The following is a 24136-nucleotide window of genomic DNA, read 5'->3' on the forward strand; positions in this document are numbered from 1 at the left end:
AATTTTGAATGTTTTTGCGCCATGCGCCGTGATAGCGGCTTGGCTCGAGTCTGAAGCGTTTCAGCCATGACTGCAAGTAAGGCTTGTGGCCGGCAGTCTGGGACAGAAAAGCCTGCCGCGTGACAACGCAGCAGGCTATTCGAAAGTCAGTAATCGCTCAGCAACTGGGCGGCGGGGTGGTGCCGCCCGGAAGGTATCAGCGGGCCGAGGCCAGCTCTTGTTGGACGCTGGCGACGGTACGTGGCCAAGGTTTACCAGCCTGGACCTTCGCTGGCAAGTTCTTGATTGCCGCAACCGCTGCGTCGCGGTTGGCGAAGTTGCCATAAGTGACTACGTACAGCGGCTTGCCCTGCAGGTTTTTCTTGAAGTAGCGATAGTCGCCACCCTGGGCCTTGACGAACGCCTGGGCCGAAGCCTCGGAGCTGGTACCCAGGATCTGCACCACGTAATTGCCCGGTTTCTGCCCGGCGTACCAGCCGCTGTTGCCGCTGCCACCGGCTGCCGGCTTCTCGACAGGCTTGGCGGCCGGCTTGGCCACGGCGACCTGGGTCGGTGCTGGTGCAGGCTTGGCTGGCGCAACCGGCTTGGCAGGCTGGGTTGCGACAGGTTTTGGCGCAGGCGCAACCGGCTGCGGTTGCGGCTGTACCGGCTGGGCTGGCGCCGCGGCTACTGGCTGGGCAGGTACCGGTGCCGGGCCCGCTGGCACACCTTGCGGCGGTGCGATGGTGGTCACGGTTGGCGGCGGGTTGCCTGGCTGCAGGGCGGTATCACCGGCCGGGCTACCCTCTTCACCCTCACCCATGCCCGCGGCCTGGGCCAGCGGCTCGCGCATCACCGGCTGCGACTGGCCAACCAGCGGCAGCGGCATCGGCTGGGACGAACCCGAGAACTCGATGGCCGGGTTGCCACCATTGGCCTGGCCCTCGCCAAGCGGCAACTGGGCCTGGGCGGCAGGCGCTTCGGCAGGCGCCTTGTCACCTTTCTTCGGCATCAACACCGCGGCCGCAACGGCGACCACAACCACAGCGGACAGCGCGAGCACATGTTTTTTAGGCATCTTGAACCCCATGGATGGTCGCTTGGCCGTCGAGCGGCTGGCGATCATGGCTTCGATCAAAGTGTCACGGGCGACCTGGTTGATGTTGCCAGGCCAGCCGTCGGAGTTTTCATGGATATCGACGATCTGTTCACGGCTGAACACCTCGATGCCCCGGCCAGCACCTTCCAGGCGCTGCTCCAGGTACTCGCGGGTTTCTTCTTCACTGTAGGGGGCGAGTTCGATGATGTGGAAGCGTTCTTCCTCGATATTGATCTCGTCCAGCCCGGCAATCAGCGACGGCTCACCGAACAGGAACACATGCGGGCGCCCTTCCGGCACACCCGCCGCCAATTCCAGCAACGCTTGGAGTGCCGACTCGTCGAGTTGTTCCGCATCGTCCACCAGCAAGTACACTTCCTGGCCGGTCAGTGCCAGTTGCACCACCTTGGCCAGGATCGCCTGCATTTCGGCCTCGGCCACATCCAGGCTCTGCGCGACCTGGCCGAGTACGCTGGCGGCATCGCTGGCACCACGGGCGGACACCACCACGCTCTGCACCGCCTGCTTGTTGGTACTGGCCACCAGGGCCTGGCGCAGCAGGGTCTTGCCGCTGCCCAGCGGGCCGGTGACAACCAGCATCAGCTGGCTGTAGCGCGCCAGGTGGTGCAGTTGGCCGAGCACGGGCTTGCGCTGGGCCGGGAAGAACTTGAAGCCGGGCACGCGGGGCGCGAACGGATCGTGGCTCAACTGGTAATGGTCGAGAAAGGCCTCATCGGCATGCAAACTGGTCATTGCGCTGTCACAACCTCAAAGCTGGGCCACGATCGCGCGGTAATCCGCCGACAACGTGGCCTGTAGAATCTCTTTCGGATAGTCGTCGGTCACCACGGCCTCGCCCATCTGGCGCAGCAGCACCAGACGCAGACGGCCGTCGAGCACCTTCTTGTCGACCGCCATGTGCTCCATGAAATGCGCCGGGGTCATTTCCTGTGGTGGCACCACCGGCAAACCTGCGTCCTGCAACAGGCGGATTCCGCGATCGCGCTCGGCCTGGTCGATCCAGCCAAGGCGCATGGACATCTCCAGGGCCATCACCGTGCCCGCCGCCACGGCTTCGCCGTGCAGCCACACGCCGTAACCCATGTGGGTCTCGATGGCATGCCCGAAGGTATGCCCCAGGTTCAGCGTGGCGCGTACGCCAGACTCGCGCTCGTCGGCACCCACCACCGCGGCCTTGGCCGCACAGGAGCGGCGGATGGCTTCGGTCAGCGCCACCGGGTCGAGGGCACGCAGCGCCTGCATATTGTCCTCGAGCCAGGCGAGGAACGGCTTGTCGCAGATCAGGCCGTACTTGATCACTTCGGCCAGGCCTGCGGACAGCTCGCGCGCCGGCAGGGTCTTGAGGCTGGTGGTGTCGATCAGCACCGCATTGGGCTGATAGAAGGCACCGACCATGTTCTTGCCCAGCGGGTGGTTGATGCCGGTCTTGCCGCCGACCGAAGAGTCGACCTGGGACAGCAGGGTGGTCGGCACCTGGATGAAGTCGACGCCGCGCTGGTAGCAGGCGGCGGCGAAGCCGGCCATGTCACCGATCACGCCGCCACCCAGGGCGACCACGGTGGTGCGGCGGTCGTGCCGTGCAGTCAGCAGGCCATCGAAGATCAGTTGCAGGGTTTCCCAGTTCTTGTGGGCTTCGCCATCGGGCAATACCACCGGCAGCACCGAATAGGCACCCAGGGTCTTGCTCAGGCGATCGAGATACAGGGGCGCGACGGTCTCGTTGGAAACGATGGCAACCTGCCGCCCGGCGATGTGCGGCGCCAGCAGCTCGGGCTGGTCCAGCAGGCCTTCGCCAATGTAGATCGGGTAGCTACGCTCGCCCAGGTCGACCTTTAGTGTCTGCATGTATCCCCACAATGTACTTGGGCGCGGCGCCGTTCAGGCACCCGCGCGGTAACGTTGAACCTCGCCTCGGCGCTGGTGGCCGAGAATAGTCCCGGGCTAACGGGGCGGCAACTGCTGCAAGCGCTCGAGAATATCGATCACCACCATGCGTGGCGGCCGCTCGTCGGTTTCCACTACCAGGTCGGCGATCTCGCGGTAGAGCGGGTCGCGGGTTTCCAGCAGGGCGCGCAAGGTCGCCTCGGGATTGGCGGTGCGCAGCAGGGGGCGATTGCGATCACGCGCGGTGCGGCCAACCTGCTGTTCCACCGAAGCATGCAGGTAGATCACCCGGCCACCCTGGTGCAGGGCCTGACGGTTGGCTTCGCGCATTACCGCGCCACCGCCGGTCGCCAGGACCACGCCGTCGAGTGCGCACAGCTCGGCGATCATCGCCTGCTCGCGGTCACGGAAACCCGGCTCGCCTTCCTTGTCGAAAATCCACGGGATGTTGGCGCCGCATCGCAGTTCGATTTCCTTGTCGGAATCCTTGAACAGCAGGCGCAGCTCTTTGGCCAATAGGCGTCCGATGGTGCTTTTACCAGCGCCCATGGGCCCCACAAGTATCAAATTTCGCACAGAATCAACGACTCACAGCAATCGCCTGGTCACTCATGATACGCGGAGTCAGGAAGACCAGCAGCTCGGATTTTTTCTCTTGTAATGCATCGCGTCGAAACAGCCGCCCAACATACGGCAGATCGCCTAAAAATGGCACCTTGTCGACCACATTGTTTTGCGAAGTCGAGTACACGCCACCAATCACGATCGTTTCACCGTCCACCACGCGAACCTTGGCATTGACCTCGTTCTTGCGGATCGGCGGTACGTTGTTCAAGGCATTGACGTAATCCGGCTCGTCCTTGGTCACCCTGACGGTCATGATCACCTTGTTGTCCGGGGTGATCTGCGGGGTTACCTCCAGCGACAGCGAGGCTTCGCGGAACGCTACCGAGGTAGCGCCGCTCTTGCTGGTTTCCTGGTACGGCACCTCGGTACCCTTGAGGATCCTGGCGGTTTCCTTGTCGGCCGTGACCACCTTGGGCTGCGAGATGATTTCGCCGTTGCCGCTCTTTTCCATGGCACTGAGCTCCAGGTCGAGCAGCACGTCGCCACGCAGCAGGCCCAGGCCGATGCTGCCACCCACCCGCTCCACCCCGAGGTCGACGAACAGGTCCTTGCCCGGCAGCGGGTCCTCAACGTAAAGCGGCCCACCCCAGCGCACCCCCAGGCTTTTTTCGTAATCGACGTTGGCCTCGACGATACGCGCCTCGATCGCCACCTGGCGCACCGGTACGTCCAGCTGCGCCACCAGTTGCCTCAGCTCGGCAAGGCGGTCGGCCGGCAGGTGTACCACCAGCGTGTTGGTGCGCTCATCGACACTCAGGCTGCCCCGACCGGTGAGGATGCCGTCATCCGCCAGGCTCGCCAGCAGCAGCTCCGCAAGTTCGGCGGCCTTTGCGTGATGGATGGGCAACAGCTCCCGGCGCAACGGCTGCAACTGCGCATCCAGTGCCTGGCCCACACGGGCATCGACAGACTGCGCGGCAAACTCGGCCGCAGGCGCCACCAGCAGCACATTGCCCTCCTGGCGCCGGGCCAGGCCCTTGCTGCGTAGCACCAGGTCCAGCGCCTGATCCCATGGCACATCCTGCAAGCGCAAGGTGACGCTACCCTGCACGGCATCGCTGGCGACCAGGTTGACGCCAGCATAGTCAGCCAGCACCTGCAGCACCGAGCGCACTTCCACATCCTGGAAGTTCAGCGACAGTGGTTCACCCTGATAAGGCGTCGCCGACGCCAGCGGGACCGGCAGCAGGGCTGCCAGCATCCATTTCATCAACGTTTTCATCGTCGTCCGAGGCCTCCTTGCCCAGGTGCTTTGCGAGTGTGATGAACGCCGTGCGTTCATGCCACACCCCTGCCATGAACAGCCGTTCGCGTACTTCGACCTGGGTTTGATCAACGCTCGCCACCACCCCCTGGTCCCGCCCGACCCGGTCCCCAGGGCGCACGCGATAGAGCCTGCCGGCCGCCATCAGCAGTGCTTCGTGTTCCGCCCCACGCGACAGGCTGCCGACCATCTCCAGTTGCGCCAAAGGCACGTCGGCCAACCCGCTACCCGTCAATCGCGTCGCCCCAGGCGCAAACGGGTCGACCGGGGGCGCTGCCATCACGCCCCTGGCCGGCATGAGCGCAAGCATCGCAGGCTCCGGCACTGGCGCCAGCGCCTGATAGGCATCAACCCGCAACTGCAGGCGCAGCAGGCCAGGCTTGCCATCGGCTGCAGCCAGCTGCAGGTCACCGCTGCGCAGCACACGCGCCTGGCCCAACCAGTCGCCCAGCCACTGGCGCAAGGCCGCGTATCGCCCCACCACCTGTAGCTCCAGCGGTACCTTGCGCAAGCCAGCCTGTTGTTCATCTTCATGTACATCGAAGCGCTCGATGAGCAAGCCGTGCTCATGCCCCGACGCCGCCAGGCGCTCGAGCAGGTCGCTCATGCCCTCCCCGGCCGCCAGGTGCCAATACGCCTCCCGCAAGCGTCGCTCGGCAATGGCCACAGACGCGTGGAGTTGCTCCAGCTCGGCCAGCTGCACCGCGCCGGCTGAATGCTGTTCGTGCAATTCGGCGTGCCGGGCCTCCTCCTGCGCCTGCTGCTGCAGCGCTGCCGGGAGACGTATGGCGCAGCCCAGGCCGAACAACGCCAAGGCCATCAGCACTGGCGCCAGCTGCCTGAAGCGGCTGGAGCGTTCTGCCATGGCCAGCCAGCCGAGCACCTGTGCAGCATTCACGACCAGAACGCCGAAACGCGCGCGCCCAGCAGGAATTCATCGCCGCCCGGCAGGCTCCTGATGCGCTTGAGCTCCAGACCAACCAGCGCACTCGAGCGGCTCAGGTCCCGCATGAACTGCGCGACCACGGCACCGGACGTGGCCAGCCCGGTCATCTGCAGGCTGCCGTCTTCCAGGCTGAGGTCGAGCAGTTGCACACCCACTGGCAACGCCCGCTCGAGGTCAGCGAACACCCCGGCCAGCACATCCTGGTTGGCACGCAGGCCTTCCAGCGCCGCCGCACGTGCCAGTAGCGCCTCATGCTGCGCACGCACATCGGCTAGCGGCTGCAATTGCTCGCCCAACACCTCAAGGGCCGCCTGGTGCCGGATATTGGCCAGCGCCTGCTGCTGCCCGCGCTGGCGGGCCAGCTGGTCGACCAGCGTCACGCCACACAGGGCCAGCAGCGCGCCGGCGACCAGTCGCCTGCGGAAAGACCGCAACGCAGCCTGGCGTTGCCGTTCGCGCCAGGGCAGAAGGTTCAGCCGCATCATCGGCGCAACCCTCCGAGAGCCAGGGCGCACGCCAGGATCATCGCGCCATCGACGTGTTCCACGCGCGCCAGCTCGGGTACCAGGCGACACGGCAGGTTCAACCGGGAGCCGAGGCTCTGCAACTGGCCCGGCTCGATCGGCGAACGGCTGGCGATCAACAGACAATCGGGCAAAGGCTCACCGGCAAGCAGGGCCAGCAGGCGCTCCGGCAGCGCCCCCGCTATCGTCGACAGCCCCAGGTTCAGCTCACGCCGTTGCTGAGGCCGACTCGACTGCCAGCCATGAAGGGTGGTGCTTTGCGCCTCGATACGCAGCAGCGCCGAGCTTTGGTGCCTGGCCAGCGGCAGCATGCGCCCCAAGGCAATGCTGTCGACCTCCACGGCCTCCAGTTGCAACCCGGCCTCCTCGACGATGCCCTCAAGTGGCGCCAGTGCACTCTGCCGACACGCAGCCACCATCACCTCGGCGCAGCCTGGCTGGACGCTAGAGCCTCCCAGTACCTGAAAATCCAGGGCCAGGTCTTCCAGCGGAAATGGAAACAACCGTTCGGCGTCAGCCAGCAGCTGCGCCTCCATTTCTGCCCCGCCCTGTTCCACTGGCAGGTGGCACAGCTTGCAGATCACCTGGTTGCCCGGCAGTGCCAGCGCGACCCGGCGCTGCCTGAGGCCGCTGCGTCGGTAGGCGCGCCTCAAGGCAGCCGCCACGGCGCCAGGCTCTGCCGCCCAGTCACTGCCAGCCGTTGATTCGAACGGCTCTTGTACCGAGGCAAGCACCCGGCAGCGCCGGTTACGCCGCTGCAGTTGCACAATCCGAACGGAGTCGGGGGCAATTTCCACCCCTACGAGTGAACCGGCATCCTTGCCGAAGCGTCCTAGCATCGTGGCATCCTTGTTGTCTGTCGCCGCCATCTGTCGCGGCTACCTGCCCCAACCCCGCGTCAACACTAGGCCGCGCCGGCCCATCGAGGCGACGGGCAGCCTGGCCGGTAACCCGGAGAGGCGAAAAAATGCTTATAATGCCCAGCGTTTTTTGGTCCGCCGGACCTGCGTGCAATCCACTCCCAACCTGGACACCGAAAAGCCTTGATACGTCTGCTGAAGTTCTTCTGGTGGTCTTCCGTCGCAGTCATTTGCGCGCTCGTACTCGGTGTGAGCGGTGCGTTTCTGTATCTTAGCCCCAGCCTGCCCTCGGTCGAGTCGCTCAGAAGCATCCAGTTGCAGATCCCCCTCAGGGTGTACAGCAGCGACGGCAAGCTGATTGCCGAGTTCGGCGAAATGCGCCGCTCGCCGATCCGCTTCGCGGAAATTCCCCCACAATTCATCCAGGCGCTTCTGTCGGCCGAGGACGACAATTTCCTCAACCACTATGGTGTCGACCCCAGCAGCCTGATGCGTGCCGCGACCCAGCTGGTGAAAACCGGCCATATCCAGACCGGCGGCAGTACCATCACCATGCAGGTGGCGAAGAACTTCTTCCTCACCAGCGAGCGCAGCTTCTCGCGCAAGACCAACGAGATTCTGCTGGCCCTGCAGATCGAGCGTGAGCTGACCAAGGACGAGATCCTCGAGCTGTACGTGAACAAGATCTACCTGGGCAACCGCGCCTACGGTATCGATGCCGCCGCGCAGGTGTACTACGGCAAGTCGATCCGCGACGTGAGCCTGGCCCAGATGGCGATGATCGCCGGCCTGCCCAAGGCACCCTCGCGCTTCAACCCGCTGGCCAACCCGGTGCGCGCCAAGGAGCGCCGCGACTGGATCCTCGGCCGCATGTACAAGCTGGGCAAGATCGACGAAGCCAGCTACCAGGCAGCCCTGGCCGAGCCGCTCAACGCCAGCTACCACGTGCCCACGCCTGAAGTGAATGCGCCTTACATCGCCGAAATGGCCCGCGCTGAAATGGTCGGCCGCTACGGCAGCGACGCCTACACCGAAGGCTTCCGCGTCACCACCACGGTGCCCAGCGACATGCAGGAAATGGCCAACAAGGCCATCCTCAACGGCCTCTCCGACTACGACGAGCGCCACGGCTACCGCGGCCCCGAAGCACGCTTCCCGGGGCGCACCCAGGCGGCCTGGCTGCAGGAACTGGGCAAGCAGCGCAGCCTTGGCGGCCTGGAGCCGGCCATCGTCACCCAGGTCGAAAAAACCGGCCTCAAGGTGCTGACCCGCAGCGGCCAGGAAGAGCTGGTAGCCTGGGACACCATGAAATGGGCGCGCCCGTTCATCAACAGCAACTCCCAGGGCCGTGCGCCGCAGTCGCCGGCAGACGTGGCCCAGGTCGGCGACCTGGTGCGCCTGCAGCGCCTGGAGGATGGCAAGTTCAAGTTCAGCCAGGTACCTGGCGCGCAGAGTGCGCTGGTCACCCTCGACCCTTACAACGGCGCCATCCGCGCCCTGGTCGGCGGCTTCTCGTTCGAGCAGAGCAACTACAACCGCGCCATGCAGGCCAAGCGTCAGCCGGGCTCGAGTTTCAAACCGTTCATCTACAGCGCCGCCCTGGACAGTGGCTACACCGCATCCAGCCTGGTCAACGACGCACCGATCGTGTTCGTCGACGAGTACCTGGACAAGGTCTGGCGACCGAAGAACGACACCAACACCTTCCTTGGCCCGATCCGCATGCGCGAAGCGCTGTACAAGTCGCGCAACCTGGTGTCGATCCGCCTGCTGCAGGCCATGGGCGTGGACCGCACCATCGACTACATCGCCAAGTTCGGCTTCAACAAGCAGGACCTGCCGCGCAACCTGTCGCTGGCACTGGGCACCGCCACCCTGACCCCGATGGAAATCGCCACAGGCTGGAGTACTTTCGCCAACGGCGGTTACAAGATCACCCCGTACCTGATCGAACGCATCGAAAGCCGCAGCGGCGAGACGTTGTTCACCGCCAACCCGGCCCGGGTACCGCAAGGTGCCGAGGACCAGGCAGGTGTGGCCGCGCCCGAACAGCCGATCAGCACCGCCGCCATGCCGGGCGAGGCACCCGCAGCCTTCAGCCAGGTGGCGTCTGCACCGCAGGCGCCGGCCGTGGCCGAGCAGATCATCGACGGGCGCACCACCTACATCCTCACCAGCATGCTGCAGGACGTGATCAAGCGCGGTACCGGCCGCCGGGCGCTGGCCCTGGGCCGCACCGACCTGGCAGGCAAGACCGGTACCACCAACGAGTCCAAGGACGCCTGGTTCTCCGGCTACAACGCCGACTACGTGACCACCGTGTGGGTCGGTTTCGACCAGCCCGAAACCCTTGGTCGCCGCGAGTACGGCGGCACCGCGGCACTGCCGATCTGGATGAGCTTCATGGGCGCGGCACTCAAGGACAAGCCTGCGCATGCGCCGGCAGAGCCGGAAGGCATCCTCAGCCTGCGCGTCGACCCGGTCAGCGGCCGTGCCGCTTCGCCGAGCACACCGAATGCCTACTTCGAGCTGTTCAAGGCCGAAGACTCGCCGCCGTCGGTGGACGAACTGGGCACTGGCGCAGCACCGGGCAGCCCGTTGCCGGCGGATGAAGCGGCGCCGATGGATCTGTTCTAAGAGCCCTCGAAGGCAACACCGCCCCTGTGGGAGCGGGCATGCCCGCGAACACCGGCGTAGCCGGTGCCAGCCTCCGCGTTGGATTCTTCGCGGGCACGCCCGCTCCCACAAAGGCCGCGCCAACCCCACCGGTAAACAAAAAGCCCCGGCTCATACGAGCCGGGGCTTTTTTGTGTCGCCAGGCAGCAATCAGCCTTTGAACACGTCATCCACGCTGGTCAGCGGGTAGTGCTTCGGATACGGCAGGGTAGCCACGCCGGATTCGATGGCGGCCTTGGCCACAGCGTCGGAAACGACGGTGATCAGGCGAGCGTCCAGCGGCTTCGGAATGATGTACTCACGGCCAAATTCCAGCGCCTGTACGCCGTAGGCATCGCAGACTTCCTTCGGCACTGGCAGCTTGGCCAGGTCTTTCAGGGCGATGGCAGCGGCGATCTTCATTTCTTCGTTGATGCGCTTGGCGCGAACGTCCAGGGCACCACGGAAGATGAACGGGAAGCCCAGTACGTTGTTGACCTGGTTCGGGTAGTCGGAACGACCGGTAGCCATGATCACGTCGCTGCGAGTGGCATGCGCCAGCTCTGGCGAGATTTCCGGGTCCGGGTTCGAGCAGGCGAACACGATCGGGTTGGCAGCCATCGACTTCAGGCCTTCGGCGCTCAGCAGGTTCGGGCCGGACAGGCCTACGAACACGTCGGCACCGTCGAGGGCGTCAGCCAGGGTGCGCTTGTCGGTGGCGTGGGCGAACTGCGCCTTGTACTGGTTCAGGTCGTCACGGCCAGCGTGGATCACGCCGCTGCGGTCGATCATGTAGATGTTCTCGACCTTGGCGCCCATGCTCACCAGCAGCTTCATGCAGGAGATGGCAGCAGCGCCGGCACCCAGGCAGACGATCTTGGCGTCTTCCAGCTTCTTGCCGGCGATTTCCAGGGCGTTGATCATGCCGGCCGCGGTGACGATGGCGGTACCGTGCTGGTCATCGTGGAATACCGGGATGTCGCACTGTTCGATCAGGGTGCGCTCGATTTCGAAGCACTCAGGCGCCTTGATGTCTTCGAGGTTGATGCCACCGAAGGTGATCGAGATGCGGCGAACGGTGTCGATGAACGCCTGCGGGCTTTCCGATTCCACTTCGATGTCGAACACGTCGATACCGGCGAAACGCTTGAACAGAACACCCTTGCCTTCCATGACCGGCTTGGAAGCCAGTGGGCCGAGGTCACCCAGACCGAGGATGGCGGTGCCATCGGAAATCACCGCAACCAGGTTGCCTTTGCCGGTGTATTTGTAAGCCAGCTCTGGATCACGGCCGATTTCACGCACGGGCTCAGCAACACCTGGGCTGTAGGCCAGGGCGAGGTCACGGGCGGTGGCGGTGGGCTTGGAGAGTTCGACGCTCAGTTTCCCCGGACGAGGTTGAGCGTGATATTCGAGAGCGGCGGTTTTCAGGTCTGACATGGTGGGCATTCCGCTATTTACTGTTCTGACGGACCGCCGAGGATACGCAAAGAGCCGGGGAGCCACAAGACTGGTCGGTCACTTGTGTCAAGGCCTTTAGCCTACGACTTTACGCTATAACCCACGGGGCATACGGCTAACAGTGTGTACAATCTAATAGCGAAATGTCTACATCTTTTAGCCTGAAATGCGCTCCAACATGCTCGGATCGGTCAACGGCAACAGCCAACGTCGCTGCCCGGGCTTGAGGCCGCCCTTGCGGGAACGATCCAGCACCCAGCCACGCGCCTCGACTTGGCGTCCCTTGAGGTTATCGAAGAAGCTGGCGGGGAAGTTGCGCTGCAGACGAGCGGGAACCTGCAGCACCACCGTACCGTCCAGGTTCAGCCAGACCCCGCCACGGTTGCGCTCCACGCCTTCGATGCGGCCCGCAATGACCGCGAAACCCGACTGCCGGACATCCCCGGCACCCACCACCGGCGAACGACGCCACAGCCCGGAGCCAGCCTTGCGCGCAGCCTGCTCGGCAAGCTGCTGGCAAGCGCTGAGGCGTACATTGGGGGCAACCGCGACGCGATAGCCCAAGCCCTCGCTGAGCAACTGTGCTTCGATATTGTCGCCATTGCGGCCGTAGATATGCGCCAGCGTGCGGCCGTATTTGTCCTTGGCCTCGACGCCCGGCTCCAGCCCGACACGCCCGTCGCTGGCCTTGACCAAGGCCTGCAAACGTAGCCTGGCGGCCTCGGCATAGGGCTCGCTGGTGCGCCCGTTACGACCGATTTCCGGGGCATTGATGCCGATCAGTCGCACGCTGCGGCCATCGACCAGACGCAAGGTATCGCCATCGACCACCTGGCGCACCGCCACCTGCTGAGGGCTGCCTGGTAGCGGGCAGAACGCCAGGGCCGGGAAATGCCAGATGACGCCCATAAAAAAGGCGCCCACAAGGGGCGCCTTTTTTTGCAGCAATGCGAAACCCGAGGGGTTCGCCATGCGCATGATTACTTCTTGGTACCGAACATACCGAAGCGATCGGCGAACTTCTGTACGCGACCACCGGTGTCCAGGACTTTCTGCTTACCGGTGTAGAACGGGTGGCACAGGTTGCAAACGTCGATCGCCAGGGTGCTGCCCAGGGTCGAACGGGTTTCAAACTTGTTGCCGCAGCTGCAGGTGACTGCAACTACTTCGTAGTTCGGATGAATATCTGCTTTCATGGTCACTTCCTCGAGCTGCGTGCCGCCACCCAACACCAATTGTTGAATACCGCACGTAATTAGGCGGCGAATAATACCAGAGCATCACGCCAACGCAAGTTGTCGCTTGCACCGACCGTCGTCTGCTAGGCTCGCCAGTCTTTGAAACGCCCTCCGAGACTTTCCGCGTGTCCGACGTCATCCTGCGCCTTGCCCTGCCCTCCCCGCTGCGTCGCCTGTTCGACTACAAGGCGCCGGCAAGCATGGCGCGCCAGGCCTTGACCCCGGGCATGCGCATTCGCGTGCCATTCGGCCGCCGCGAAATGATCGGCGTGCTGGTGGAGGTGTGCGAGCAGAGCGAAGTGCCCGCCGACAAGCTCAAGCCGGCCAGCGCCCTGCTCGACCCGGTGTCGCCGATCCCCCCGTCGCTGTTCAAGTTGTGCCTGTGGACCGCCCAGTACTACCAACACAGCCTGGGTGACACCCTGAGCTGGGCCTTGCCGACCCTGCTGCGCCAGGGCGAGCCCGCCGAGATGCGCCAGGAGCGCTTCTGGCACGTCGCCCCCGGCGCCCGCCTGGAAGACCCGCGCATCGCCCGCGCACCGCGCCAGCGCGATGCCCTCAAGACCCTGGCCCAGCACCCGCACGGCGTGGCCCACAGCCTGCTGGCCAAGCTCAACCTGAACAAGGACAGCCTCGACCTGCTGCTGGCCAAGGACCTGGTGCAGATCGAGGTCCGCCGCCACCTGCCGTCGCTGCGCCACGAACACTGGCTGGCACAGCCGGAACTGCCGCTCAACGAAGAGCAACGCGACGCCTTCGACGCCGTGCGCGAAGGCTTTGGCGGCTTCGGCGCCTTCCTGCTGGCCGGTGTCACCGGCAGCGGCAAGACCGAGGTATACCTGCAACTGATCCGCGAAACACTGGAAGCCGGCAAGCAGGCCCTGGTGCTGATCCCGGAGATCAACCTCGGCCCGCAGACCCTGGCCCGCTTCGAGCAACGCTTCAACGCCCGCATCGCCCTGCTGCATTCGGCGGTGAACGACCGCGAACGCCTGGATGCCTGGCTGGCAGCCCGGGACGGCGAGGCCGACATCATCATCGGCACCCGCTCGGCGCTGTTCACACCGATGAAGAACCCCGGCCTGATCATCATCGACGAGGAGCACGACGGTTCCTATAAACAGCAGGAAGGCCTGCGCTACCACGCCCGCGACCTGGCGCTGGTGCGTGCCCACCAGGAAAACGTCCCGATCCTGCTCGGTTCTGCCACGCCATCGCTGGAAACCCTGCACAACGCCCTGACCGGTCGCTACCGCCTGCTGCGCATGAACCAGCGCGCCGGCGGTGCCCGTCCGCCACGCATGCTGCGCCTGGATGTGAAGAGCCTGCCGCTGGACAGCGGCATCAGCGGCCCACTGCAGCAGGCCATCCGCCAAACCCTGGAGGCGGGCCAGCAAGTACTGGTGTTCCTCAACCGCCGCGGTTTCGCCCCGACCTTGCTGTGCCACGACTGTGGCTGGCTGTCCGAATGCCCGCGCTGCGATGCGCGCATGACCGTGCACCAGCGCTCCGGCGTGCTGCGCTGCCACCATTGCGGTTATGACGAGCGCCTGCCGCAGCAGTGCCCGCAGTGCAACCACGTTGACCTGCGCCCGGTCGGCGCCGGCACCGAGCGCGCCGAGGAGCGCCTGAAAGTGCTGTTCCCGGATTACCCGATCCTGCGTGTGGACCGCGACAGCACGGCACGCAAGGACGCCATGCACAACCTGTTCAGCACCATCCAGCGCGGCCAGCCGAGCATCCTCGTCGGCACCCAGATGCTCGCCAAGGGCCATCACTTCCCGCGGGTGACCCTGGTGGCCATCCTCGATGCCGATGGCGGGCTGTTCTCCGGCGATTTCCGCGCCAGCGAACGCATGGCACAGCTGATCGTGCAGGTTGCCGGGCGGGCCGGGCGGGCCGAGGAACCCGGCAAGGTCATCATCCAGACCCACCTGGCCGACCATCCGCTGCTGGTGCAGCTTACCGAGCAGGGCTACTTCGCCTTCGCCGAGCAGGCCCTGGACGAACGCCGCGCGGCCGGGCTGCCGCCTTACTCGCACCTGGCACTGCTGCGCGCCGAAGCACACAAGCCCGGGCAGGCCGAAGGTTTCCTCGACGAGGCCTGCGCCGCCGCCGAGCGCCTGGTGGCCGAACAGCGCCTGCCCGGCATCGAGTTGCTGGGGCCGGTGCCAGCACCGATGGAGCGCCGCGCCGGGCGCTTCCGCGCGCAACTGTTGATACAGGCCAATACGCGGGCGCCTTTGCATCGACTGATCAGCGCCTGGTTGCTAGTGTTGGAGCAGATGCCGAGCGGGCGCCAGGTGCGGTGGTCGCTGGATGTCGATCCAGTCGACCTGTACTGAATCGACCGGCCTCATCGCCGGCAAGCCAGCTCCCACAGGTTGCGCGCGCTCTTCTGTGGGAGCTGGCTTGCCGGCGATGAGGCCCTCGAACACAACATGGAACCCTTGATGGTTGCACCCCAAAGGTTGGCAACCCGCCCCCAGCCACGGATAATGCCCAGTTTTTCCACCTGCGCATCCAAGCGCTCCACCGCGCTTGCGGTCGAAAAGAGATCCCCATGAAAGACACCATTCGCCAGCTGATCCAGCAAGCCCTCACCCAACTCGTCACCGACGGTGTGCTGCCTGAAGGGCTGTCGCCGGCGATCCAGGTGGAAAACGCCCGGGACAAGACCCACGGCGACTTCGCCAGCAATATCGCCATGATGCTGGCCAAGCCGGCCGGCATGAAGCCGCGCGACCTGGCCGAGAAACTGATCAATGCCCTGCCGGCCAGCGCCGACATCAGCAAGGTCGAGATCGCCGGCCCCGGCTTCCTCAACTTCTTCCAGAACACCGACGCCCTGGCCAACCGCCTGGATGCCGCACTGGCCGACGCCCACCTGGGCGCGCGCAAGGCCGGCCCTGCGCAAAAGGTTGTGATCGACATGTCGGCACCCAACCTGGCCAAGGAGATGCACGTCGGCCACCTGCGTTCGACCATCATCGGTGACAGCGTGGCGCGCGTGCTGGAGTTCCTCGGCGATGATGTGATCCGCCAGAACCACGTGGGCGACTGGGGTACCCAGTTCGGCATGCTGCTGGCCTACCTGGAAGAAAACCCGATCACCAGCGACGAGCTGTCGGACCTGGAAAACTTCTACCGCGCCGCCAAGAAGCGCTTCGACGAATCCGAAGAATTCGCCACCCGCGCCCGCGGCCTGGTGGTCAAGCTGCAGGCCGGCGACCCGGACTGCATGGCCCTGTGGACGCGCTTCAAGGACATTTCGCTGTCGCACTGCCAGAAGACCTACGAGCTGCTCAACGTCAAGCTGACCATGGCCGACGTGATGGGTGAAAGCGCCTACAACGACGACCTGGCCAACGTGGTCGCCGACCTCAAGGCCAAGGGCCTGCTGGTCGAAGACCAGGGCGCCCAGTGCGTGTTCCTCGACGAGTTCAAGAACAGCGAAGGCGAACCACTGCCGGTGATCGTGCAGAAGGCCGACGGCGGCTACCTGTACGCCACCACCGACCTGGCTGCCGTGCGCTACCGCAGCAACGTGCTCAAGGCGGACCGCGCCCTGTACTTCGTCGACCAGCGCCAGGCCCTGCACTTCAACCAGGTGTTCGAAGTTGCGCGCCGCGCAGGCTTCGTCGGCCACCCGATGCAGATGGAGCACATGGGCTTCGGTACCATGAACGGCGCCGATGGCCGCCCGTTCAAGACCCGTGACGGTGGCACCGTGAAGCTGATCGACCTGCTCACCGAGGCCAAGGAGCGCGCCTACGCGCTGGTCAAGGAAAAGAACCCGAGCCTGGCCGACGAAGAACTGCGCCACATCGGCGAAGTGGTGGGCATTGGCGCAGTTAAGTACGCCGACCTGTCCAAGCACCGCACCAGCGACTACAGCTTCAACTTCGAGCTGATGCTCAACTTCGAAGGCAACACCGCGCCTTACCTGCTGTATGCCTACACCCGCGTGGCCGGCGTATTCCGCAAACTGGGCAAGGGCTTCGATGAAGTCGACGGCAACATCGTGCTGCAGGCTGCCCACGAGCAGGACCTGGCCGCGCGCCTGGCGCAGTTTGGCGAAATCCTCAACAACGTCGCCGACAAGGGCACGCCGCACGTGCTGTGCAGCTACCTGTACGACCTGGCCGGCCTGTTCTCCAGCTTCTACGAGAACTGCCCGATTCTTGCCGCCGAAACCCCGCAGCAGCAGCAGAGCCGCCTGCGCCTGGCGGCGCTGACCGGCCGCACTCTCAAGCAAGGTCTGGAACTGCTCGGCCTGGAAACCCTGGAGCGCATGTAAGTTGGCTGCCAAGAAAAAACCCGCACCCAAACGCGGCGCCAGCCGCCAGACGGCGCCGGCCAAGCAGCCGATTCCCGGTTGGGTATGGCTGGCGGTCGGCCTGACCGTAGGCGCGTTCATCGTGTTCCTGATGAAGCTCGAGCCCGGTGGCGAAGACATCAAGCGCACCAAGCCCGAGCAGCAGAAGGCGGAGAAAGTGGCCGAAGCCGGCAAACCGGCGCAGGCCACCCCGCAGCAGCCGGTGAAGCCGAAGTACGACTTCTACACGCTGCTGCCGGAGTCGGAGGTGATCGTGCCGCCGGAGGCCGTGCCAGAGAAGACGCCACCTGTCCCGGCCCAGCCGGTGACCCCGGTGACGCCGGCCGAAGCGGCGAAGATCGACACGGCGCGAGCCCAGGCGGCGCTGATGGGCCAGACCCCGCCACCGGCACCACCGGTGATCAAGCCGGCGGCAACCACCCAGTTCTTCCTGCAGGCCGGTTCGTTCCGCAAGCAGGCCGATGCTGACAAGGTGCGCGCGCAGATCATCCTGCTGGGCCAGTCGGTGAAGGTGGAGTCGGGCACGGTCAAGGACGAAACCTGGTACCGCGTGCTGGTGGGGCCGTTCAGCAACCGCGAGCAGCTGACCGGGGCACAGAAGCAACTGGCTGGGGCAGGTTTCAGCAACCTGCTGCTGCAACAGCGGCAGACCCGTCAGTAACCTGCGTTTGCGGCCCTGTGGGAGCGGCCTTGTGTCGCGAAAGGGCCGCAAAGCGGCCCTATGATTTCAGCGGTGCTGCTGAGCATGCTGGGGCTGCTTTGCAGCCCTTTCGCGACACAAGGCCGCTCCCACAAGGGCTGTGCGTCAACCCCGCCCCGCATTCCGCTCGGAAACCTGGCTGTTCAGCGTCCAGAAGTCATACAGCACCCCCACCAGGAACAGCCCGCCGGTAAAGAAGTAGATGATCGCGGTGATCCACTTGCCCTGATACAGCCGGTGCAGCCCAAACACCCCGAGGAAGGTCAGCAGGATCCAGGCGATGTTGTAGTCAATGCGCCCGGACTGGAACCTGAGGTCGGCTTCACGGTCCATGGACGGGATCAGGAACAGGTCGATCAACCAGCCGATGCCCAGCAGGCCCAGGGTGAAGAACCAGATGGTGCCGGTTACCGGCTTGCCGTAATAGAAACGATGCGACCCGGTAAAGCCGAAAATCCATAGCAGGTAGCCAATGGTCTTGCTGTGGGTGTCGTGAAACGGCGCCCCCTGTTGATAACTGTTCATTCATAGCCCCCGTGGGTTATCCGAAAATTTTCTAAGAAAAAATGTGACTTTCTTGTCGCAGGCCGACGTACGGCACCTGGACAATCGACCAACGGATCAAAGATTGATCAAAAAGCTGTTATAAAGTTGCGCGCCCAACACATAACTATTCATAAGAGCTTCATCTATGCCGCCTTTACTCAAGACATGGCTGACCCTCTGCCTATTATTGCCCCTGGCCGCCCACGCCACCAATCGTGAGCAACGTCTTCCCAATGGTTTTACCGGCTACACCACCAATGCCTCGGTAAGACATGCACCGGTCAAGCAGACCGCGCTGCGCACCCGCCCAAGCAATGCCGCCAGCAGCCGCAGCGTGCCCGGTGTGCCGGTCGCCGCCATGTCGCCGAAGCAGAGCAGCGATGTGCTCAGCCGTGCGGTGAATGTGCTCGGCACCCCTTATGTCTGGGGCGGCAGCAGCCCGAAGAAAGGCTTCGACTGCAGCGGGCTGGTCAAATACGCCTTCAACGACGTCGCCGACGTCGACCTGCCGCGCACCTCCAATGCCATGGCCCAGGGCCACGGCGTCAAGGTAGCCAAGGGTGACCTGAAGCCAGGTGACCTGATTTTCTTCAACATCAAGAGCCGCCGGGTGAACCACGTTGCCATCTACCTGGGCAACGACCGCTTCATCCATGCTCCACGCCGTGGCAAGCGGGTAAGCATCGACACCCTGAGCAAGCCGTACTGGCAGAAGCATTACGTGGTGGCCAAGCGAGTGTTGCCGAAAGAACAGCAGCAGCTGAACCTGGCCAAGCGCTGATCTGATCGGCGCTCTCCTGTCCGGGCCTCTTCGCGGGTAAACCCGCTCCCACAGGTACACCACAGCATTCGAAGGCTGTGTTATCCATGTGGGAGCGGGTTTACCCGCGAAAGGGCCAGCACAGGCACTATAGATCGCTGATCAGCCCCCTCTCCTTCAACCCCCGCATCGCCCCTTCCATCGTCCGCATCCCGTCCGCACCACCCGCCTGCATCACCGAACACAACTGCGCCATCCGCCCTTCCCGAACCAGGTTACGCACCGCTGACGTCACCACCAGCACTTCCCGCGCAGCAACCCGCCCACCGCCCGCACGCCTGACCAGCACCTGCGCCACCACCAGGCGCAACGACTCGGCCAGCATCGCCCGCACCAGCGGCTTCTCTTCGGCAGCGAACACCTCCACCAACCGGTCAATACTGCTCACCGCCGAACGCGTATGCACAGTCGCCAGCACCAGGTGTCCGGTCTCGGCCGCGCGCAAGGCCAGGCGAATGGTTTCCAGGTCGCGCAGCTCACCGATCATGATGACATCCGGGTCCTGGCGCAGGGCACTGCGCAACCCCTGGGCGAACCCACCACAATGGCGGCCGACCTCACGCTGGTTGACCAGGCTGCGCTGGCTACTGTGGATAACCTCGACAGGGTCTTCGAGGGTGATGATATGCAGAGCCCGATCGCGGTTCAGTTGGTCAAGCAGTGTCGCCAAGGTGCTGGACTTGCCGCTGCCGGTCGGCCCACCCACGAGGATCAAGCCATCGCTGCACTGCGCAACAGCTTGAAACACATCCCCCAGGTCGAGTTCATCGAGTGTGGCGATATGCCCCGGGATCAGGCGAAAGGTGGCCGCAGGGCCATGCAACTGGCGAAACAGGTTCAGCCGAAAGCGCCCCAGCACCGGCAATTCCAGCGCCAGGTCCAGCTCATCACCCCGGGCCCACTGTCGGCGCTGGTCTTCATCCAGCATGGGTGCCATGCCCTCGGTCAAGGCGGCAGGGCCCAAGGTCGGCAGGGCCATGCGCTGCAGCTCGCCATCCAGGCGCAGCATCGGTATCTGGCCCGCCGCCAGGTGCAGGTCGGAAGCCCCCGCATCCACGGCCCGGGCCAACAGGTCGGTCACATCCATGAGACTCCCCAAAGGCCTTCAAGTAGGTAGAATGCCGCAAACCCCACAGCCGCCGGCATCAGTCCATGTCCACCCTAGCAGACAACCTTTCCGCTATTTCCGCCCGTATCGCCAGCGCTGCCCAGGCTGCCGGGCGTGAACCGGCCAGCGTCCAGTTGCTGGCCGTGAGCAAGACCAAGCCAGCCAGCGCCATCCGCGAGATCCACGCCGCCGGCGTGTGCGATTTCGGGGAAAACTACCTACAGGAAGCGCTGACAAAGCAGCAGGCACTCGGCGACCTGCCCTTGATCTGGCACTTCATCGGCCCCATTCAGTCGAACAAGACCAAAGCCATCGCCGAGCATTTCGACTGGGTACATTCCGTGGACCGCCTGAAAATCGCCCAACGCCTCTCGGAGCAGCGCCCGGCCGGGCTGGCGCCACTGAACATCTGCCTGCAGGTGAACGTCAGCGGCGAAGACAGCAAGTCTGGCTGCGCCCCTGCCGACCTGCCGGCCCTGGCCAAGGCGGTAGCCGCACTGCCCAACCTGCGCCTGCGCGGGCTGATGGCCATCCCCGAACCTACCGATGACCGCGCCGCCCAGGAAGCCGCCTTCGCCACCCTGCGCCAGTTGCAGGAAGGCCTTGGCCTCGGCCTGGACACCCTGTCCATGGGCATGAGCCACGACCTGGAAGCGGCCATTGCACAGGGTGCGACCTGGGTGCGTATCGGTACCGCCCTGTTCGGTGCCCGCGACTACGGGCAGCCCTGATTCCATGCTTTACTCACTCTTTCCCACAAGGACCTGACATGAGCAAGACTCGTATTGCCTTCATCGGCGCCGGCAACATGGCCGCCAGCCTGATCGGTGGTCTGCGTGCCCAGGGCCTGGACGCCTCGCAGATCCGCGCCAGCGACCCGGGCGCCGAGACCCGCAGCCGCATCCAGGCCGAGCACGGCATCGAAACCTTCGAGAACAACGCCCAGGCCATCGATGGTGCCGACGTCATCGTCCTGGCGGTCAAGCCCCAGGTCATGAAAGCCGTGTGCCAAGCCCTGCAACCGAACCTGCAGGATGGCCAGCTGATCGTTTCCATCGCCGCCGGCATCACCTGCGCCAGCCTGCAAAGCTGGGTCGGCGCTCGCCCGGTGGTGCGCTGCATGCCCAACACCCCGGCACTGCTGCGCCAAGGCGTCAGCGGCCTGTACGCCACCGCGGAAGTATCCAGCGAACAACGCCAGCAGGCCGAGCAACTGCTGTCGGCCGTGGGCACCGCCCTGTGGCTGGAGCAGGAGCAGCAACTGGACGCCGTGACGGCTGTCTCCGGCAGCGGCCCGGCGTATTTCTTCCTGCTGATCGAAGCCATGACCGCGGCAGGCGAAAAACTTGGCCTGCCACGTGAAACCGCCTCGCAGCTAACCCTGCAGACAGCCTTGGGCGCCGCACGCATGGCGGTTGCCAGCGATGTCGATGCTGCCGAACTGCGCCGCCGTGTCACCTCGCCTGCCGGCACTACCGAAGCGGCGATCAAGTCGTTCCAGGCCAGCGGCTTCGAAGCCATCGTCGAACAGGCGCTGCAGGCTGCGGCTACACGTTCCGCCGAGCTGGCCGAACAACTGGGCAAATAAGGAGCCTTAGATGAATGCACTGTCCGGCGCCGCGATCTTCGTGGTGCAAACCCTGGTCAGCCTGTACCTGGTGATCGTCCTGCTGCGCTTCGTCCTGCAGCTGGTCAAGGCCAACTTCTACAACCCACTGTGCCAGTTCGCCGTGCGCGCCACACAACCGCTGCTCAAGCCGATCCGCCGGGTCATCCCCAGCGTTGGTGGGCTGGATACCTCGTCGCTGCTGTTGTCGGTGGTCATCCAGGCGTTGCTGATGGCTTTCGTGCTGATGGTCACCTACGGCACCTTCGGTGACATCCTGCACCTGCTGATGTGGGCCATCATCGGTATCACCTCGCTGTTCCTGAAGATTTTCTGGGTCGCGATGATCGTCATGGTGATCGTGTCCTGGGTTGCTCCCAACAGCCACAACCCGGCGGCCGAACTGGCCTACCAGATCAGCGAACCGGTGCTGGCACCGTTCCGCCGCATCGTGCCCAACCTGGGCGGCATGGACATCTCGCCGATCTTCGCCTTCCTCGCGATCCAGGTGATCCAGTCGTTCGTCATGCCGCCGCTGGCCGCCTATGCCGGCATGCCACAAGAGCTGTGGCGGATGATCTGAGCCTCACCTGACCCTGGTTGCTTCCAGCGACAAGCCTCTGCTTGCCGCTGGGGGTAGCGCTCTTTAGACTTACGCCTCCGTCAAGCGTGAGCAGGGTCGATGTCCACTGTCTTTCCCGAAGATTCCGTCGGTCTGGTAGTACCGCAAACCGCCCGGTTCGATGAACCGCTGGCACTGGCTTGTGGCCGCTCCCTGGCCAGTTACGAACTGGTCTACGAGACCTATGGCACCCTGAACGCCAGCGCGAGCAACGCCGTGCTGATCTGCCATGCCCTTTCCGGCCACCACCATGCCGCTGGCTACCATGCCGCCACCGACCGCAAGCCGGGCTGGTGGGACAGCTGCATCGGCCCTGGCAAGCCGATCGACACCAACCGCTTCTTCGTGGTCAGCCTGAACAACCTGGGCGGCTGCAACGGCAGCACCGGCCCCAGCAGCATCAACCCGGCCACCGGCAAGCCCTATGGCGCCGACTTCCCGGTGCTGACCGTGGAAGACTGGGTGCACAGCCAGGTGCGTCTCGCCGAGCGCCTGGGCATCCAGCAGTGGGCCGCCGTGGTCGGTGGCAGCCTGGGTGGCATGCAGGCGCTGCAGTGGACCATCAGCTACCCCGAGCGCGTGCGCCATTGCGTCGACATCGCCTCGGCGCCCAAGCTGTCGGCACAGAACATCGCCTTCAACGAAGTGGCACGCCAGGCCATCCTCACCGACCCCGAATTCCACGGTGGATCGTTCCAGGACCAGGGCGTGATCCCCAAGCGCGGCCTGATGCTGGCGCGCATGGTCGGCCACATTACCTACCTGTCGGACGACTCGATGGGTGAAAAATTCGGCCGCGAGCTGAAGAGCGACAAGCTCAACTACGACTTCCACAGCGTCGAATTCCAGGTCGAGAGCTACCTGCGCTACCAGGGCGAGGAGTTTTCCGGGCGCTTCGACGCCAACACCTACCTGCTGATGACCAAGGCGCTGGACTACTTCGACCCCGCCGCCGCCCAGGGCGGCGACCTGGCGGCCACCCTGGCCCACGTCAAGGCGGATTACTGCATCATGTCGTTCACCACCGACTGGCGCTTCTCCCCGGCCCGTTCGCGCGAGATCGTCGACGCCCTGATGGCCGCGCGCAAGAACGTCTGCTACCTGGAGATCGACTCGCCTTACGGGCACGACGCCTTCCTGATCCCCACGCCTCGCTACATGCAGGGTTTCTCGAACTACATGAACCGCATTGCCATCTGAGGACAGCATGAGAGCCGATCTGGAAATCATCCACGACTGGATCCCCGCCGGCAGCCGGGTACTCGACCTGGGCTGCGGCAGCGGCGAACTGCTGGCCTCGCTGCGCGACCGCAAGCAGGTCACCGGCTATGGCCTGGAGATCGACGCCGACAACATCGCCGCCTGCGTGGCCAAGGGCGTCAACGTCATCGAGCAGGACCTGGACAAGGGCCTGGGCAACTTCGCCAGCAACAGTTTCGACGTGGTGATCATGACCCAGGCCCTGCAGGCCGTGGAGTACCCCGACCGCATCCTCGACGAGATGCTGCGCGTGGGCCGCCAGTGCATCATCACCTTCCCCAACTTCGGTCACTGGCGTTGCCGCTGGTACCTGGCGACCAAAGGCCGCATGCCGGTTTCGGACTTCATGCCGTACACCTGGTACAACACGCCGAACATCCACTTCTGCACCTTCGCCGACTTCGAAGAGCTGTGCCACGAGCGCCGCGCCAAGGTGCTAGACCGCCTGGCGGTCGACCACTTGCACCGCAACGGGTGGGGTGGCCGGCTTTGGCCTAATCTTCTAGGTGAGATCGGCATCTACCGCGTCAGCAGCCCGGGCCTGCAAGAACATCAGCTCGCGGTCTGACGCCCACCG

At 64.6% G+C, this 24136-nt stretch carries 22 protein-coding genes; 10 read left to right on the forward strand and 12 right to left on the reverse strand.

Going from position 1 to position 24136, the window contains the following annotated elements; all coding sequences use genetic code 11:
* Positions 1-196: 196 nt before the first annotated feature.
* The 7 genes from RYH74_RS00910 to pilM form a co-directional block, all read right to left on the reverse strand.
* On the reverse strand, positions 197-1831 hold the full coding sequence (locus RYH74_RS00910; protein WP_317408839.1) for an SPOR domain-containing protein: 1635 nt from the start codon (positions 1829-1831) through the stop codon (positions 197-199).
* Between the two features lie 15 nt (positions 1832-1846).
* The gene (gene aroB, locus RYH74_RS00915; protein ID WP_075046644.1) at positions 1847-2944 is read right to left on the reverse strand and encodes a 3-dehydroquinate synthase; all 1098 of its coding nucleotides are present in this window, start codon (positions 2942-2944) and stop codon (positions 1847-1849) included.
* Between the two features lie 96 nt (positions 2945-3040).
* Positions 3041-3559 carry a shikimate kinase AroK gene (gene aroK, locus RYH74_RS00920; RefSeq protein WP_025340956.1) on the reverse strand — a complete coding sequence of 173 codons (519 nt, stop codon included), beginning with the start codon at positions 3557-3559 and terminating at the stop codon, positions 3041-3043.
* A gap of 4 nt (positions 3560-3563) precedes the next feature.
* Positions 3564-4832 carry a type IV pilus secretin PilQ gene (locus RYH74_RS00925; RefSeq protein WP_286100709.1) on the reverse strand — a complete coding sequence of 423 codons (1269 nt, stop codon included), beginning with the start codon at positions 4830-4832 and terminating at the stop codon, positions 3564-3566.
* A complete protein-coding gene (locus tag RYH74_RS00930; protein WP_286101915.1) occupies positions 4756-5757 on the reverse strand; it encodes a pilus assembly protein PilP in 1002 nt (333 codons plus the stop codon). The genes RYH74_RS00925 and RYH74_RS00930 overlap by 77 nt, the downstream gene beginning before the upstream one ends.
* A gap of 11 nt (positions 5758-5768) precedes the next feature.
* A complete protein-coding gene (locus RYH74_RS00935; protein WP_025340959.1) occupies positions 5769-6305 on the reverse strand; it encodes a PilN domain-containing protein in 537 nt (178 codons plus the stop codon).
* Positions 6302-7183 carry a type IV pilus biogenesis protein PilM gene (gene pilM / locus RYH74_RS00940; RefSeq protein WP_286100710.1) on the reverse strand — a complete coding sequence of 294 codons (882 nt, stop codon included), beginning with the start codon at positions 7181-7183 and terminating at the stop codon, positions 6302-6304. The genes RYH74_RS00935 and pilM overlap by 4 nt, the downstream gene beginning before the upstream one ends.
* A gap of 207 nt (positions 7184-7390) precedes the next feature.
* Here pilM and RYH74_RS00945 point away from each other — a divergent pair, with 207 nt between their 5' ends.
* The gene (locus RYH74_RS00945) at positions 7391-9841 is read left to right on the forward strand and encodes a penicillin-binding protein 1A (protein ID WP_410902905.1); all 2451 of its coding nucleotides are present in this window, start codon (positions 7391-7393) and stop codon (positions 9839-9841) included.
* 189 nt (positions 9842-10030) lie between these two features.
* Here the strand turns inward: RYH74_RS00945 and RYH74_RS00950 are convergent, their stop codons facing one another.
* The 3 genes from RYH74_RS00950 to rpmE all read right to left on the reverse strand — a co-directional run bounded on the left by RYH74_RS00950 (position 10031) and on the right by rpmE (position 12516).
* Entirely contained in the window at positions 10031-11299 is a 1269-nt protein-coding gene (locus RYH74_RS00950; protein WP_024087853.1) for a malic enzyme-like NAD(P)-binding protein, read from the reverse strand.
* Between the two features lie 177 nt (positions 11300-11476).
* Positions 11477-12298: a thermonuclease family protein gene (locus tag RYH74_RS00955; protein ID WP_317408842.1), complete on the reverse strand. Its 822-nt coding sequence runs from the start codon at positions 12296-12298 to the stop codon at positions 11477-11479.
* 2 nt (positions 12299-12300) lie between these two features.
* Positions 12301-12516 (reverse strand): 50S ribosomal protein L31, encoded by a 216-nt coding sequence (rpmE, locus tag RYH74_RS00960; RefSeq protein WP_003257833.1) that lies wholly within the window; start codon positions 12514-12516, stop codon positions 12301-12303.
* Positions 12517-12683: 167 nt separating this feature from the next.
* On the opposite strand from rpmE, the gene RYH74_RS00965 reads away from it, so the two are divergent.
* From RYH74_RS00965 to RYH74_RS00975, 3 genes are all read left to right on the forward strand, one after another.
* Entirely contained in the window at positions 12684-14903 is a 2220-nt protein-coding gene (locus tag RYH74_RS00965) for a primosomal protein N' (RefSeq protein ID WP_085587728.1), read from the forward strand.
* Between the two features lie 218 nt (positions 14904-15121).
* A complete protein-coding gene (argS, locus tag RYH74_RS00970; protein ID WP_013974613.1) occupies positions 15122-16858 on the forward strand; it encodes an arginine--tRNA ligase in 1737 nt (578 codons plus the stop codon).
* A 1-nt stretch (position 16859) separates the two neighbouring features.
* A complete protein-coding gene (locus RYH74_RS00975; protein ID WP_025340965.1) occupies positions 16860-17558 on the forward strand; it encodes an SPOR domain-containing protein in 699 nt (232 codons plus the stop codon).
* A gap of 144 nt (positions 17559-17702) precedes the next feature.
* On the opposite strand, the gene RYH74_RS00980 is transcribed toward RYH74_RS00975, so the two are convergent.
* Complete coding sequence (locus RYH74_RS00980) at positions 17703-18122, reverse strand: NINE protein (protein ID WP_013974614.1); 420 nt, start codon at positions 18120-18122, stop codon at positions 17703-17705.
* 166 nt (positions 18123-18288) lie between these two features.
* Here RYH74_RS00980 and RYH74_RS00985 point away from each other — a divergent pair, with 166 nt between their 5' ends.
* Entirely contained in the window at positions 18289-18924 is a 636-nt protein-coding gene (locus RYH74_RS00985; RefSeq protein ID WP_085663462.1) for a C40 family peptidase, read from the forward strand.
* A 127-nt stretch (positions 18925-19051) separates the two neighbouring features.
* Here the strand turns inward: RYH74_RS00985 and RYH74_RS00990 are convergent, their stop codons facing one another.
* Positions 19052-20050 (reverse strand): PilT/PilU family type 4a pilus ATPase, encoded by a 999-nt coding sequence (locus tag RYH74_RS00990; RefSeq protein ID WP_317408844.1) that lies wholly within the window; start codon positions 20048-20050, stop codon positions 19052-19054.
* Positions 20051-20115: 65 nt separating this feature from the next.
* Between RYH74_RS00990 and RYH74_RS00995 the strand changes: the two genes are divergently transcribed.
* The 5 genes from RYH74_RS00995 to metW all read left to right on the forward strand — a co-directional run bounded on the left by RYH74_RS00995 (position 20116) and on the right by metW (position 24127).
* Positions 20116-20802 carry a YggS family pyridoxal phosphate-dependent enzyme gene (locus tag RYH74_RS00995; protein ID WP_075046651.1) on the forward strand — a complete coding sequence of 229 codons (687 nt, stop codon included), beginning with the start codon at positions 20116-20118 and terminating at the stop codon, positions 20800-20802.
* Between the two features lie 38 nt (positions 20803-20840).
* Positions 20841-21659: a pyrroline-5-carboxylate reductase gene (proC, locus tag RYH74_RS01000; protein ID WP_025340969.1), complete on the forward strand. Its 819-nt coding sequence runs from the start codon at positions 20841-20843 to the stop codon at positions 21657-21659.
* Positions 21660-21669: 10 nt separating this feature from the next.
* Positions 21670-22260, forward strand: coding sequence for a YggT family protein (locus tag RYH74_RS01005; protein ID WP_013974619.1), 591 nt, complete (start codon positions 21670-21672; stop codon positions 22258-22260).
* Between the two features lie 99 nt (positions 22261-22359).
* The gene (locus RYH74_RS01010; protein ID WP_013974620.1) at positions 22360-23499 is read left to right on the forward strand and encodes a homoserine O-succinyltransferase MetX; all 1140 of its coding nucleotides are present in this window, start codon (positions 22360-22362) and stop codon (positions 23497-23499) included.
* Positions 23500-23506: 7 nt separating this feature from the next.
* The gene (gene metW, locus RYH74_RS01015; RefSeq protein ID WP_015272149.1) at positions 23507-24127 is read left to right on the forward strand and encodes a methionine biosynthesis protein MetW; all 621 of its coding nucleotides are present in this window, start codon (positions 23507-23509) and stop codon (positions 24125-24127) included.
* Positions 24128-24136: the final 9 nt, after the last annotated feature.

It is taken from the genome of Pseudomonas sp. LSJ-87 (assembly GCF_032971465.1).
Lineage (GTDB): Bacteria > Pseudomonadota > Gammaproteobacteria > Pseudomonadales > Pseudomonadaceae > Aquipseudomonas > Aquipseudomonas putida_Z.

Bases quoted from the DNA above. Each gene is read 5' to 3' on its own strand.
- RYH74_RS00910 (WP_317408839.1), bottom strand. From the start codon at position 1,831: ATGACCAGTTTGCATGCCGATGAGGCCTTTCTCGACCATTACCAGTTG.
- aroB (WP_075046644.1), bottom strand. From the start codon at position 2,944: ATGCAGACACTAAAGGTCGACCTGGGCGAGCGTAGCTACCCGATCTAC.
- RYH74_RS00925 (WP_286100709.1), bottom strand. From the start codon at position 4,832: ATGAAAACGTTGATGAAATGGATGCTGGCAGCCCTGCTGCCGGTCCCG.
- RYH74_RS00935 (WP_025340959.1), bottom strand. From the start codon at position 6,305: ATGATGCGGCTGAACCTTCTGCCCTGGCGCGAACGGCAACGCCAGGCT.
- pilM (WP_286100710.1), bottom strand. From the start codon at position 7,183: ATGCTAGGACGCTTCGGCAAGGATGCCGGTTCACTCGTAGGGGTGGAA.
- RYH74_RS00950 (WP_024087853.1), bottom strand. From the start codon at position 11,299: ATGTCAGACCTGAAAACCGCCGCTCTCGAATATCACGCTCAACCTCGT.
- RYH74_RS00955 (WP_317408842.1), bottom strand. From the start codon at position 12,298: ATGCGCATGGCGAACCCCTCGGGTTTCGCATTGCTGCAAAAAAAGGCG.
- rpmE (WP_003257833.1), bottom strand. From the start codon at position 12,516: ATGAAAGCAGATATTCATCCGAACTACGAAGTAGTTGCAGTCACCTGC.
- argS (WP_013974613.1), top strand. From the start codon at position 15,122: ATGAAAGACACCATTCGCCAGCTGATCCAGCAAGCCCTCACCCAACTC.
- RYH74_RS00980 (WP_013974614.1), bottom strand. From the start codon at position 18,122: ATGAACAGTTATCAACAGGGGGCGCCGTTTCACGACACCCACAGCAAG.
- RYH74_RS00985 (WP_085663462.1), top strand. From the start codon at position 18,289: ATGCCGCCTTTACTCAAGACATGGCTGACCCTCTGCCTATTATTGCCC.
- RYH74_RS00990 (WP_317408844.1), bottom strand. From the start codon at position 20,050: ATGGATGTGACCGACCTGTTGGCCCGGGCCGTGGATGCGGGGGCTTCC.
- RYH74_RS00995 (WP_075046651.1), top strand. From the start codon at position 20,116: ATGTCCACCCTAGCAGACAACCTTTCCGCTATTTCCGCCCGTATCGCC.
- proC (WP_025340969.1), top strand. From the start codon at position 20,841: ATGAGCAAGACTCGTATTGCCTTCATCGGCGCCGGCAACATGGCCGCC.
- RYH74_RS01005 (WP_013974619.1), top strand. From the start codon at position 21,670: ATGAATGCACTGTCCGGCGCCGCGATCTTCGTGGTGCAAACCCTGGTC.
- RYH74_RS01010 (WP_013974620.1), top strand. From the start codon at position 22,360: ATGTCCACTGTCTTTCCCGAAGATTCCGTCGGTCTGGTAGTACCGCAA.
- metW (WP_015272149.1), top strand. From the start codon at position 23,507: ATGAGAGCCGATCTGGAAATCATCCACGACTGGATCCCCGCCGGCAGC.